The sequence below is a fragment of the Nakamurella multipartita DSM 44233 genome, from assembly GCF_000024365.1.
GTDB classification, from domain to species: domain Bacteria; phylum Actinomycetota; class Actinomycetes; order Mycobacteriales; family Nakamurellaceae; genus Nakamurella; species Nakamurella multipartita.
This window is the reverse complement of record NC_013235.1, coordinates 3,935,867-3,947,891: the sequence shown is the minus strand read 5'-3', so window position 1 is coordinate 3,947,891 and position 12,025 is coordinate 3,935,867. Positions and strand designations below refer to the sequence as shown.

Below are 12,025 nucleotides of genomic sequence, written 5' to 3'. Positions count from 1 at the left end.
GGCACTCGATTCCGGTCCTCGGACGAACTGGATCTACCGCCCTGTGTAGGGGTCGTGGAGACGACCACTGAGGGCGACGTGGAGCTGCCTGGCGGTGTGGAAAGCCTCCGGTGCGGTTCCGGATGGTCCGCCGGCCCGCTGCGCCGCGGCAATCGACTCGGCCAACCTGTCCACCTGGCGGGCCAACCGGGCGCATGGACGCTATTGTGCCGCAATGCGCGTAGTGTCAAATTCGGGGTTCTCGATCGGTGAGCGGTGTCCACCATGAACGGTTTGAGCCTCGGGATCCCCGGGGTGCGAGCTGTCAGCCCGGGAACGCACTTCTGCGCGCTCTACTCGGGCCCGGCCGAGCGCGACCGGCTGTTGTTCCCGTTTCTCGAGGAGGGGCTGCGGTGCGGTGACAAGTGCCTGTGCCTGTGCCTGATCGACGATGTGGAGCCGGCGCTGGTCCGGGATCTCGCCTTGGGACAGCCCAGCCGGGATTACTCCCGACGATCGGCACAGCTCGACGTCGAACGGACATCGGACGCCTACCTCCGCTCGGGGGAGTTCAGCGTCGCGGACATGATGAGCTTCCTCTGCGAGAGCGCGGACGCGGCGATCGCAGACGACTTCGACCTTCTCCGGGCCGCCGGTGAGATGTCGTGGGTGCTGCCCGGGCCCCCGGGCTGGGAGGACCTGTTCCGCTATGAGTCGGCGCTCAACCACGCCGTCGAACAGATGCCCGCCATCCTGATGTGCCTCTACGACCTGCAGAAGTTCGGGGCCCAGATGCTCGTCGAGGTGCTCCGCACCCACCCCACGGTTCTGCTGGACCGCACGGTCATCGACAACCCCCACTACGTGCGCCCGACCGAGTACCCGCCCCCCGCCAGTGCCACCTCCGGCACCCGGTATCCCTTGGTCAAGGTACGCGCGGACGGCGAGGATGGCGCGGGCCGCGGGTGGGCGTCGCTCACCGACGCCGAGCGGCGCGTCGTCTCCTGGGTGGCTGGGGGGATGACCAACCGCAGGATCGCGGAGGAGCTCCACCTTTCCCGCCACACTGTGGACGCCCATCTCAAGCACGTCTACGTCAAGCTCGACATCCACTCTCGAGTGGAGCTGACCGTGCTGGCTATGCAGCACCGCGCCCACGTGGGCTAGCCCACAGCCCGAGGCGATCCGACCCGTCAAGTGCACCCGTTCACGGGATGTGGGTGACCTGCGCGCCGTAGAGCATGGCGGTGACAAGTGCTTCCGGTGAATGGAGTGGTCATGGGCAGGGCAGTCGGCATCGACCTGGGAACGACGAACTCGGTGATCGCGGCGATGGATGGTGGCCAGCCGCAGGTGATTCCCAACGCCGAGGGCAATCGGACGACGCCGTCGGTGGTCGCCTTCCTGGAGAATGGCGAGCGTCTGGTCGGCCAGATGGCCCGACGCCAGGCGATCCTGAATCCGAAGGGGACGATCTCTTCCGCGAAGCGTTTCATCGGCCGCAAGTACGACGAGATCAGCAGCGAACTGGGAACCGTCTCGTTCGACGTGGTCGCCGGTCCCGACGGCGCGGCGCGCTTCCAAATCAATGGCAAACCTTATGCGCCCGAGGAGATCTCGGCGCAGGTGCTCCGCAAGCTGGTCGACGACGCCGGGAAGTTCCTGGGCGAACGGGTCACCGAGGCGGTCATCACGGTCCCCGCGCACTTCAGCGACGCGCAGCGACAGGCCACCAAGGACGCCGGCAAGATCGCCGGACTCGACGTGCTCCGGATCATCAACGAGCCGACGGCGGCCGCCCTCGCCTACGGGATGGACAAGCTCGAGAACGAGACCGTGCTGGTCTTCGACCTGGGCGGTGGCACGTTCGACGTGAGCATTCTGACCGTGGGTGAGGGCGTGGTCGAGGTCCGGTCGACGGCCGGGGACACGCATCTGGGCGGCGACGACTTCGACCGGCGCATCGTCGACTACCTGGCCGACGACTTCAAGAAGTCCAACGGCATCGACCTTCGAGGCGACTCCCAGGCGTTGCAGCGTCTGTTCGAGGCTGCCGAGAAGGCCAAGGTGGAGCTATCGGCGGTCACCCAAACCGCCGTCAACCTCCCGTTCGTCACCGCCGACGCCTCCGGGCCCAAGCACCTCAACGTCAACCTGATGAGATCGACGTTCGATCAGCTGACCGCCGACCTCGTCGAGCGCTGCCTGGGCCCGGTCAAGCAGGCCATGCAGGACGCCAAGGTCACTGCCGATGACATCGACGAGGTCATCCTCGTGGGCGGCTCGACGCGGATCCCGGCCGTGCAGGCCCTGGTACGCCGCCTGACCGGTGGCAAGGACCCCAACATGACCGTCAACCCGGACGAGGTCGTCGCCATCGGCGCGGCCGTCCAGGCGGCGATCATCAAGGGCGATGTCAAGGATGTGCTGCTGCTCGACGTCACCCCACTGTCGCTGGGGCTCGAGACGATGGGCGGGGTGATGACCAAGGTCATCGAGCGCAACACCACCATCCCGGCTCGGCGGACCGAAATCTTCAGCACCGCGGAGGACAACCAGTCCGCGGTCGACGTCGTCGTCCTCCAGGGCGAGCGGGAGAGGGCGGCCGACAACCGGGTGCTGGCCCGGTTCCGGCTGGAGAAGATCCGTCCCGCCCCCCGCGGGGTGCCCCAGATCGAGGTGACCTTCGACATCGACGCCAACGGCATCCTGCACGTCTCGGCGCGCGACAAGGACACCGGTGCCGAGCAGCAGGTGACCATCAGCGAGACCTCCCGGCTCAGCCAGGAGGAGGTCGACCGGATGATCAAGGACGCCGAGACTCACCGCAGTGAGGACGCCGCCCTACGCGAACGGATTGACGCTCGCAACGAGCTCGACTCCGTGGCCTACCGGGTACGCAGGGCCCTGGAAGAGGCCGGCGCGTCGGTGCCCCAGCACGACCGCGCCCGCGCCGAGATGCTGGTCGAGGAGGCCCGGCAGGCCGTCGAGAGCGGCGACGAACCGGTCGACCGCCTCCGCGCTCTGACCGGGGAGCTCCACCAGATGGGCCAGGTGCTGAGCACCGCCGCCCGGACCGGCGGCGGCGGATCTTCGGATGGGTCGGCCAACGCCTCCGACAGGACGACTGACAGCGATGACGAAGACGTCATCGACGCCGAGTTCACCGCTCACTGACGGCCATGTCCGACCCCGAGGCACCCAGGACCCAGACCGCATCCAACAGGACAGGAAGCGACGAGGCTCCGGCGAACGAGACCCCCGAGCGCGTCGACCAGGCGCTCCAGATCGCGGAGCTGGAGGACGCGTGGCGGCGCACGGCTGCCGAGCTGGAGAACTTCCGCAAGCGTTGCGCGCGGGACATGGTCCGCGGCCGCGAGCAGGAACGGGCGGCCGTGGCAACCAGTTGGCTACCCGTCCTGGACAACCTGGAGCGGGCGCTCGAGCACGCGTCGTCCGACCCCGACCCCGACACCGTCGTCGAGGGTGTCCGTGCCGTGCTGGCGCAAGCGGTCGGCGTCCTTGCCGACCTCGGCTACCCGCGTCGCGACGACGACGGCAGGGCTTTCGACCCGGCCGTGCACGAGGCGGTCGGCACTGTGTCCGGTGAGGGGCTGGTGCCGGGCACCGTGGCCCAGGTCGTGCGACCCGGCTACGGGCCCGATGACAAGATCCTGCGACCGGCCGCGGTCGTGGTGGCGACCAGGGCAAGCTGATGGCCCAGGACTTTTACGAGGTTCTCGGAGTCAACCGCGATGCCGATCCGGCCGACATCCAGCGGGCCTACCGCAGGCTGGCGCGCCAGCATCACCCCGACGTCAACAAGCACTCCGGGGCCGAGGAGCGGTTCAAGGACATCGCCGAGGCCTACGACGTGCTGTCCGATCCCGAACTGCGTCGCCGCTACGACGCCTTCGGCGAGGACTTCCGACGCGTCCCTCCCGACACAGATCCGGCCGCCTGGCGCCAAGCCCGGACGTACGCCGACGCCGGTGCAGGGACGCGCGGCCGCTGGTCATCGGGGGCGGGTCCGTCCGGAGGATTCGGAGCGGGCGACTTCGGCGACGTCGACATTGAGGACCTGCTCGGGGGAATCTTCGGCGGCCGGGGGCGAGGCGGTCGGGGCCGGGCCGGCTGGGGACCGGGCCCGGTCCCGGGCTCCGACCACGAGGCCGAGGTGGAGGTGTCGGTCGAGGAGGCCTACCACGGCACGGAGCGCAGTGTGACGATCAGTGGCCCCGACGGCCCTCGCACGCTCGACGTCACCATCCCGGCGGGCGTGGTCGACGGTCAGCGGATCCGGCTGCGCGGCCAGGGCGGATCGGGCGGCGGTTCGGCGGCCGCCGGAGACCTCTACCTGGTGGTCCGGATCGCCGACCACCCGCGTTACCGGGTCGAGGGTCGCGACCTGCACGCGCTCCTGCCGGTCGCTCCGTGGGAGGCGGCCCTGGGCGCTTCGGTCTCCGTCGACACTCCCGGAGGCGCCGCCACGGTGAAGGTCCCGGCCGGCTCGTCCAGCCACCGCCGCTTGCGGCTCCAGGGCCGCGGGCTTCCCGACAGGCGAGGGAAGCCGGGGAACTTCTACGCCGAATTGCAGATCCGCGTGCCCACCAGGCTCACCGACGACGAGCAGCGGCTCTTCGAGGAGCTCGCGCGGGTGTCCAGCTTCGACGCGAGGAGCAGACGATGACCGCGGTCACGCACTTCGCCCTCGCTCGCCCGTACCGGCTCAGCCTCGACAGCTTTGCGCAGGCCACCGGCGTCCATCCCGAGCTGGTCCGCCGCCTGGTTGCCCTCGGACTGCTGGAAGTCACCCGCGACGCCCAGGGGCGCTTGTGGTTCGACCCCTCCCAGGTGAGGGAGATGGCCAGGATCCAGCGGCTGCGGATGAGCCTGAACCTCGGCTACTCCGCCATCGGGCTGGTCGTCGAGCTGCTCGACCGGATCGCGGTGCTGGAGAAGGAGCAACGGCGAATGTCACGACGAGGAGGCGTTCCATGGACATGAACAGACTGACCCAGAAGTCGCAGGAGGCTCTGCACGACGCCCAGACCAAGGCGCTGCGCTTCGGCCACGTCGAGGTGGACGGGGAGCACCTGCTCTTGGCACTGCTTGACCAGGGGGAGGGTTTGGTCGCGCCGCTGCTTGCCCGGGCTGGAGCCGATCCGGACCGGATCCGCGAGGACCTGGAGGCCGAGCTCGGCCGCCGCCCACGGGTCAGCGGGCCCGGTGTGACCCCCGGGCAGGTGCACGTCACCCAGCGGCTCTCGCGGCTGCTCGACACTGCCGACCGCGAGGCCCGCCGGCTCAAAGACGAGTACGTCTCGGTCGAGCACCTCGTGATCGCCCTGGTGGATGAGGGCTCGGGCTCGGCGGCCGGGCGGCTCCTCCACGCTCACGGGCTGACCCGCGACACCTTCCTGGCTGCCCTGACCGAGGTGCGCGGTCACCAGCGGGTGACGTCGGCGACCCCCGAGGGGACCTACGAGGCGCTGGACAAGTACGGCCGCGACCTCGTCGCGGCAGCGGCCTCCGGCAAGCTCGAGCCGGTGATCGGCCGGGATTCGGAGATCCGCCGGACGATCCAGATCCTTTCCCGCAAGAGCAAGAACAACCCGGTCCTGATCGGCGAGCCCGGGGTCGGCAAGACCGCGATCGTCGAGGGTCTGGCCCAGCGCATCGCCGACGGCGACGTGCCCGAGGGTCTGCGGAACAAGACTGTCTTCGCCCTGGACATGGGGGCCCTCATCGCTGGTGCGAAGTACCGCGGCGAGTTCGAGGAAAGGCTCAAGGCCGTGCTGAACGAGGTGCAGAGCGCCGAGGGCCGCATCCTGCTGTTCGTCGACGAGCTGCACACCGTCGTCGGCGCCGGAGCCGCCGAGGGTGCGATGGACGCCGGCAACATGCTCAAGCCTCTGCTCGCCCGCGGCGAGCTCCACATGATCGGCGCGACCACCCTCGACGAGTACCGCACACACATCGAAAAGGACGCTGCCCTCGAGCGCCGGTTCCAGCCCGTCCTCGTCGACGAGCCCGACGAGGAGGACGCCCTGTCGATCCTGCGTGGGCTCCGCGAGCGGCTCGAAGTGTTCCACGGCGTGAAGATCCACGACGGCGCCCTGGTGGCCGCGGTGACCCTGAGCCACCGTTACATCTCCGACCGATTCCTGCCCGACAAGGCCATCGACCTCGTCGACGAGGCCTGCGCGATGCTGCGCACCGAGATCGACTCGATGCCGACCGAGCTCGACGAGCTCACCAGGCGCGTGACCCGGATGGAGATCGAGGAGGCGGCACTCTCGCAGGAGGAGGACGCCGCGAGCATGGCCCGCCTCGAGGAGCTACGCAAGGAACTGGCCGACGCGCGCGCCGAGGCCGATGCCCTGCGCGCGCAGTGGGAGGCCGAACGGTCGGCACTGCGCGAGGTGCAGTCTTTACGCCAGGAGCTGGAACAGGTACGGCTGGAGAGCGAGCGGGCCGAGCGCGAATACGACCTCAACCGGGCGGCGTCCCTGCGACACGGCAAGCTACCGGAGATCCAACGGCGACTGGAGGCGGCCGAGTCCCGGCTCGCGGGAAAGCAGGGCCGCCGTCGGCTGCTGCGCGAGGTGGTGACCGCCGAGGAGATCGCCGACATCGTGTCGCGCTGGACCGGCATCCCCGTCACGCGACTCCAGGAAGGCGAGCGGGACAAGCTGCTCCGCCTCGACGAGGTGCTCCACGAGCGGGTCATCGGCCAGGACGAGGCAGTCCAATTGGTGGCCGACGCCGTCGTCCGCGCCCGCTCGGGCATCAAGAACCCCCAGCGGCCCATCGGGTCGTTCATCTTCCTCGGCCCGACCGTTATCGACGGTTTGGGCTCCTGCGAGCGACATTTGCGCTGGTCATGACGTTTCTGCGATCGATGCAACGTGAGCGGTGTGGTGCCGGGCGCAGCTGCCCTTGCGGGCGAGTTCGCGGCGAAGTTCAAGGTTCTCCCCGTGGGCTTGCGCGAGCGCGTCTTTGAGGGTCTGGATCTCTTGCCGGTGCCGCTTCTTGAGCTGGGTGATCTGGGCGGTCAGGCTCAGGACGAGCGTGCTTTCCGAGTCCGGTGGGTTGGCTGGCGTCGGTCCCGGGCGGCCGCGGGAACGTAGGTGCTCGATCCGCGCGCGGAGGTCCGGGCTGCCGTAGAGGAAGGCGTGCGAGACGCCGGCTTCCCGTTGAACGGCCTGGAAGGTGACGGACTCGCCCCGTTTGACCAGCGCGCGGATGCCTTGCTCGGCGGCCTGGGTCTTCGCGGCTGATTTCGCTTTGGCTGCGGCGGTCAGCGTCGCGGCGCGTTTCGCGTTCGCGTCGGTCATGGCCGGGTCCTGCGCCTGGGTCCGGTGAGTGCCAGGGGCACCGGGCCTGTCGGAGGTGCGCCGCATCCGCCTCCTTGCACCGCCCGTTCGGGGTGGTCGGCCATCGTGTCCAACAGCCGGGTGAGCGCCGCTTGCTCGGCTCGACGCTGCGCGAGCCAAACATTGTCCTCGGGCATGGCGCGACCGTGCTTCTCCCGAAACGCGTTGGTTGTGCGTGTGATCAACGCTTCGGTCTCGGCCTGTTGGCGTCGTAGTGTCGGCTCGTGGGTCGCGTCGGTGACGAAGACCGAGCAGCTCAAACATGCGTTGCCCTTGTCGCAGGATTGGAGCGGGGGCAGCAGGCACCAGCCGTTGGGCAGGAACCGGTCGGCCCGGTCGAGCAGGTGCAGGCCGTCGTGGTCCTCACGGGAGAACTGGACCCGGCTGCCGTCGGCCCGCAGCTTGACGGTGGCCAGGAACGCCTGCTCGGCGTGTTCCTCGCGCTGCGCCACGTAGTGCATCGACATGGTCGGTGTGGCGTGCCCGGCGTACCGCTGCAGGACGTGGATGGGCAGGCCGAGTTCGGCGAGCCGAGTGAGCTTGGTGTGTCGGAACCGGTGCGTGTTGCTCAGTTGCAGTTGCCGGCCCTGGCCGTCGGTGATCCGCGCGACGTTGCTGAGCTCCCGGAGCATCCAGTTGTAGGTTCCCGGCGGGTAGGGCTTGTCGCCGTTGCGGTTCCCGGTCCGCTGCACGAACAGATGCCGCGGTTCGAACTCCGGCAGGTGTTCGCGGACCCAACGCTGCTGCTCCTCGATGACCGCGGAGACCTCGCGGTCGACCAGGATGGTGTCCGGCGCGGTGTCGATCTTGCTTTGGGCGTAGCGGAACCGGACGACTTCCTGGTCCTGCCCGGACTGCACCGAGATATCGGGAGCCGGTGACAGGCAATCGAACTCGCACGTGCGGATCTCGCTGGACCGACGCCCGGTCAGGATCTGCAGCAGGATCATCCGCATCGCCTGCGGATCGTCGAAGCCGGCGGCGAGAACCTGGGTGCCGTCGCCCCGGGTGATCGTCATCTGTTGGTCCCGGGGCAAGCCCAGCAACGGCAGCGCACCCGGAATCTGGGCGAGCGCGTGGTCGTCGACGTAGTGCCGGTCGTTCAGGGTGGGTGTCCGCGGGATGCGGGAGACCTGGCGGAACCATCCGGCCACGTGGGTGTCGGTGACCCGATCCCAGACGGCGTATCCGGTGACGATGTGGGCCCGGTCTCGGTTGGCCACCATGAAGGTGAACAGATCTGCCACTGCCCGGATGTCGTCGTTGATCAGGCGCGGGTGGGCCGGCTTCGGGGGCGTCCGACGGTCGAACGTGCCGGTCTTCCGGTGGCCCGGTTCCATGGCCCAACGTCGATATCTGTCCGCCTGCCCGGCGGCCGCCGCTGGATCGCCGAGCACCTCGATGGGATCGTCCAGGCAACTGGTCAGCCAGACGTCGAACCGGCGCAGGCAATTCATCCGGTCCTGGCTCACGGTCGTCCAGCGCAGCGCCCCGGACTCCAGTTGGGTCCCCAGGTACCACTTGACGGCTTCCCGGAGCCAGGGCTGGGTGATCTGCCCGGGCGAGCACCCGTAGTTGGCCTGTGGTTCCCGGGTCGACAGCGGTATCCGCGGATCACAACGTGGATGCCACTCGTCGAGCGTCCACCACGGGCCATCGTGGCAGCGGGCGATCAACGCCTGCCGGGCGAACCGGAACAGCACCCGCAGCCGGCTACGGCTGTCCTTGGGTGGGAGCCGCCCCCAGCGGTGCGCGTAGAACCACCCCTGCAACGCCGAGGCCGTCTCCCAGTCCAAGGCCAGCATCGAGGTGGGGAACGGGTGCCCCTCGCGGATGGCGCGGCGCAGGATGTTGGCCAGCTGGTTCATCGCCAGCACCGTCGATCGGGTCCCGTCGACGGACTGCCAGTGCGCCATCCACGCGAGTTCGGCCGGGAACGGGTCAGGCAGCCCAGTCAGATCGATTCGCCTGTCGCCGTTTTCGGTGATCCGGTCCCAGTTCGCGATGCCGGGTCCGATCACCGGACCCCGCCACTGCTCGGGCAGCTCCAGCCAGAGCCGATGAACGGGATCCAGGTCCTCGGCGGGCCGAAGGCCCCCGCCCGGTTCACGGCGCATCGGTCACCCGCCAATTGGACGCGTACGACGTCCAGTTCGCCGCCGCCCGCAGCGCCTCGTCCTCGCGGACCCAGCCGTAGAGGTCCAGCGTGGTCTGGACGTGGGCGTGCCCCAGCCGACGGGACACCACCCACTCCGCCGTGCCGGCCAGCAGCAACGCGGTCGCGTGGCTATGCCTGAACCAGTGCGGGGTCCACCCGGGCGGGCCGATCCCCTTCTTCCGCAGCGCGGCCGTCTTGTCGCGGACGGTGCCCTCGTGCAGCGCAGCCAGCAGCGGCGGCCGTTGCAGGTTGACCAGCAGCGGCGAGTCCGCCGCCACCGCGATGCCCATATCGGCTGCTGTGCAGGCCAGGAGGGTCAGGTAGTCGGCGAACAGCCGCTCGAGATCGGCGCCGACGTAGACCCGGCGGGGACGCATCATCTTCACCCGCGCCCCATTGGTGTTGTCCGCGCGAGGCACGATCTCGATGAACGGGGTGCCGCCGCGACCCATCACGAAGTCGCTGATCCGCAAACCCAACGCCTCGCCGATCCGCATGCCGCTCTCCGCAAGAACGGCGAAAAGCAGCCGGTCACGCAGGTTTCCGACCCATTCACCGGTGTCTGGATCGTAGGTGGCGCAGCCATCCAGGATCGCCTGGATCTGCTGGGGCATCAGCAACGGCGGACGATGCCGCCGGCTGCGGCGCACCCGGACCAGCGACGTCGGAGCGGGCCCCGAGCGGGCATCCAGATGGGACAGCAGCCCCCGGGCCACTGCCCGCCGCGGCGCTCCACGCATCAACCGGCCGGCCACCGGAACGCCGGACACGGCTTCGTGCCACGTGTAGAAGGAGATGACCGCGGCCAGCCGCGCCTGCATCGTCTCCGGCGACGGCCCGTCCTCCGGCACCAGGGAACGCTCGACCCGGCGCCCGTTGCGCATCCAGGACACGAACGCCGACACCGTCGGCACGCCGATCTCGTTCCACCGCCCGGACTCGGCCCGCTGTTCAAGGAACGTCCACCACTGGCTCAGCGCGGTCGCGTACCCGCGGACCGTGTTCGGCGACCAAAGATGCCGGTGGGCCTCCAGCCACTCCTCGACCGGTCCGACCGTCCGGTATCCCTGATCGATCACCGTCCACGTGCGAGGCCCGCCGTCGGGTCGGGCCATCACGCTCTGCGCCATCGTTGCCGTTCCATCTCGTCGAAGAAGACCCGCTGATTGCGAGGAAACGACGATGGCAGGACGTCAGGACAGGGCTCGGTGATGACAGTGATGAGGGCGCGTCAGGAACCGGGGATAACCACCGGCGTCGGCAAGACGGAACTGGCCAAGACGCTGGCTGCCGCGCTGTTCGACACCGCGGAGAACATGATCCGGATCGACATGAGCGAGTACCAGGAACGGCACACCGTCAGCCGGCTGGTCGGGGCACCCCCGGGCTACGTCGGATACGAGGAGGGCGGCCAGCTCACCGAGGCGGTACGCCGCAAGCCCTACGCGGTGGTCCTGCTCGACGAGATCGAGAAGGCCCACGTCGACGTCTTCAACACACTGCTGCAGGTCCTCGACGACGGACGGTTGACCGACTCCCACGGCCGCACCGTCGACTTCCGCAACACCGTGCTGATCATGACCTCCAACATCGGCTCGGAATACCTGCTCGAGGGAGTCACCGCGGGCGGCGAGGTGAAGGACGAGGCGCGCTCGACGGTGATGCGCACCTTGCAGTCGCACTTCCGCCCGGAGTTCCTCAACCGCGTCGACGAGATCGTGATGTTCAAGCCGCTGACCCTCGCCGAGATCGAGCGCATCGTCGACCTCCAGCTCGAGGAGCTCCGCGAACGGCTGGCCGACATGCGAATCAACCTCGCCGTCACGGCCAAGGCGCGCCGCTTCATCGCGGACCAGGGCTTCGACCCGGCGTACGGTGCCCGCCCGCTGCGGCGGTACATCTCCCGCGAGGTGGAAACCCGGGTCGGCCGGGCGCTGCTGCGCGGCGACGCGGCCGACGGGAGCACGATCTCGGTCGACGTCGTCGACGGAGAGATCACCGTGACCGCGGCCGGCGGCCCGTCAGCGGGACGGGCAGTGGCATGACCGCGGCCGCGCAGAAATCGACGAAGGTGGCGTGCGGCAACTGCGGAGCCACGAACCGTGTTCCGGCGGTCGCCAACGGCATCCCCCGCTGCGGGAAGTGCAGCACTCCGCTGCGCTGGGTGGTGGACGCGACCGACGACGAGTTCCACGCCGTCGTCGACGAGTCGAGCCTGCCCGTGCTGGTCGACGTGTGGGCTCCGTGGTGCGGGCCGTGCCGGATGGTGAGTCCGGCCCTGGAGAAGCTGGCCGGGGAGCTGGCCGGCAGGCTCAAGCTGGTCAAGGTCAACGCCGACGCCAACCCGGAGGTGAGCCGGCAGTTCGAGGTCCGGTCGATCCCGACCCTGGTCATCCTCGACCACGGCCAGGTGATCGACAAGCAGATCGGCGCCCGGCCGGAGCCCCAGCTGCGCTCGTGGCTCGAGTCCAAGCTCCCAAGGAAGGCGTGATGGCCGCCTTCCCGACCC

At 69.1% G+C, this 12,025-nt stretch carries 9 protein-coding genes and 2 pseudogenes; 8 read left to right on the top strand and 3 right to left on the bottom strand.

From position 1 onward, the window contains the following. Positions 1-273 precede the first annotated feature (273 nt). The 6 genes and pseudogenes from NAMU_RS30545 to NAMU_RS17750 form a co-directional block, all read left to right on the top strand. Positions 274-1,146 carry an MEDS domain-containing protein gene (locus NAMU_RS30545; protein WP_217180467.1) on the top strand — a complete coding sequence of 291 codons (873 nt, stop codon included), beginning with the start codon at positions 274-276 and terminating at the stop codon, positions 1,144-1,146. A 111-nt stretch (positions 1,147-1,257) separates the two neighbouring features. Beyond that, positions 1,258-3,156 (top strand): molecular chaperone DnaK, encoded by a 1,899-nt coding sequence (dnaK, locus tag NAMU_RS17770; protein WP_015748762.1) that lies wholly within the window; start codon positions 1,258-1,260, stop codon positions 3,154-3,156. Positions 3,157-3,161: 5 nt separating this feature from the next. Beyond that, complete coding sequence (locus tag NAMU_RS17765) at positions 3,162-3,695, top strand: nucleotide exchange factor GrpE (protein ID WP_015748761.1); 534 nt, start codon at positions 3,162-3,164, stop codon at positions 3,693-3,695. Next, entirely contained in the window at positions 3,695-4,669 is a 975-nt protein-coding gene (locus tag NAMU_RS17760; protein WP_015748760.1) for a DnaJ C-terminal domain-containing protein, read from the top strand. Before NAMU_RS17765 ends, NAMU_RS17760 begins: the two co-directional genes overlap by 1 nt. Then, positions 4,666-4,986 (top strand): chaperone modulator CbpM, encoded by a 321-nt coding sequence (locus NAMU_RS17755; RefSeq protein ID WP_015748759.1) that lies wholly within the window; start codon positions 4,666-4,668, stop codon positions 4,984-4,986. The genes NAMU_RS17760 and NAMU_RS17755 overlap by 4 nt, the downstream gene beginning before the upstream one ends. Continuing rightward, positions 4,977-6,848: pseudogene (locus NAMU_RS17750) on the top strand (ATP-dependent Clp protease ATP-binding subunit); the annotation flags it as partial. The gene NAMU_RS17755 and the pseudogene NAMU_RS17750, both read left to right, overlap by 10 nt. A gap of 15 nt (positions 6,849-6,863) precedes the next feature. Here the strand turns inward: NAMU_RS17750 and NAMU_RS17745 are convergent. The 3 genes from NAMU_RS17745 to NAMU_RS17735 are packed head-to-tail and all read right to left on the bottom strand — an operon-like array spanning position 6,864 to position 10,646. Next, complete coding sequence (locus NAMU_RS17745; RefSeq protein ID WP_015746537.1) at positions 6,864-7,319, bottom strand: DUF6262 family protein; 456 nt, start codon at positions 7,317-7,319, stop codon at positions 6,864-6,866. Continuing rightward, positions 7,316-9,475, bottom strand: coding sequence for a tyrosine-type recombinase/integrase (locus tag NAMU_RS17740; RefSeq protein ID WP_015746536.1), 2,160 nt, complete (start codon positions 9,473-9,475; stop codon positions 7,316-7,318). Before NAMU_RS17740 ends, NAMU_RS17745 begins: the two co-directional genes overlap by 4 nt. Next, positions 9,465-10,646 carry a tyrosine-type recombinase/integrase gene (locus NAMU_RS17735; RefSeq protein ID WP_015746535.1) on the bottom strand — a complete coding sequence of 394 codons (1,182 nt, stop codon included), beginning with the start codon at positions 10,644-10,646 and terminating at the stop codon, positions 9,465-9,467. The genes NAMU_RS17740 and NAMU_RS17735 overlap by 11 nt, the downstream gene beginning before the upstream one ends. Before the next feature lie 120 nt (positions 10,647-10,766). On the opposite strand from NAMU_RS17735, the pseudogene NAMU_RS17730 reads away from it, so the two are divergent. Continuing rightward, positions 10,767-11,561, top strand: a pseudogene (locus NAMU_RS17730) (AAA family ATPase); the annotation flags it as partial. Then, positions 11,558-12,007 carry a thioredoxin TrxC gene (gene trxC / locus NAMU_RS17725; RefSeq protein WP_015748758.1) on the top strand — a complete coding sequence of 150 codons (450 nt, stop codon included), beginning with the start codon at positions 11,558-11,560 and terminating at the stop codon, positions 12,005-12,007. The pseudogene NAMU_RS17730 and the gene trxC, both read left to right, overlap by 4 nt. Positions 12,008-12,025 lie beyond the last annotated feature (18 nt).

What these genes read in the sequence shown, in the direction of transcription:
- NAMU_RS17765 (WP_015748761.1), top strand. Translation starts at nt 3,162, where the DNA reads ATGTCCGACCCCGAGGCACCCAGGACCCAGACCGCATCCAACAGGACA.
- NAMU_RS17755 (WP_015748759.1), top strand. Translation starts at nt 4,666, where the DNA reads ATGACCGCGGTCACGCACTTCGCCCTCGCTCGCCCGTACCGGCTCAGC.
- dnaK (WP_015748762.1), top strand. Translation starts at nt 1,258, where the DNA reads ATGGGCAGGGCAGTCGGCATCGACCTGGGAACGACGAACTCGGTGATC.
- NAMU_RS17740 (WP_015746536.1), bottom strand. Translation starts at nt 9,475, where the DNA reads ATGCGCCGTGAACCGGGCGGGGGCCTTCGGCCCGCCGAGGACCTGGAT.
- NAMU_RS17760 (WP_015748760.1), top strand. Translation starts at nt 3,695, where the DNA reads ATGGCCCAGGACTTTTACGAGGTTCTCGGAGTCAACCGCGATGCCGAT.
- NAMU_RS17745 (WP_015746537.1), bottom strand. Translation starts at nt 7,319, where the DNA reads ATGACCGACGCGAACGCGAAACGCGCCGCGACGCTGACCGCCGCAGCC.
- NAMU_RS17735 (WP_015746535.1), bottom strand. Translation starts at nt 10,646, where the DNA reads ATGGCGCAGAGCGTGATGGCCCGACCCGACGGCGGGCCTCGCACGTGG.
- trxC (WP_015748758.1), top strand. Translation starts at nt 11,558, where the DNA reads ATGACCGCGGCCGCGCAGAAATCGACGAAGGTGGCGTGCGGCAACTGC.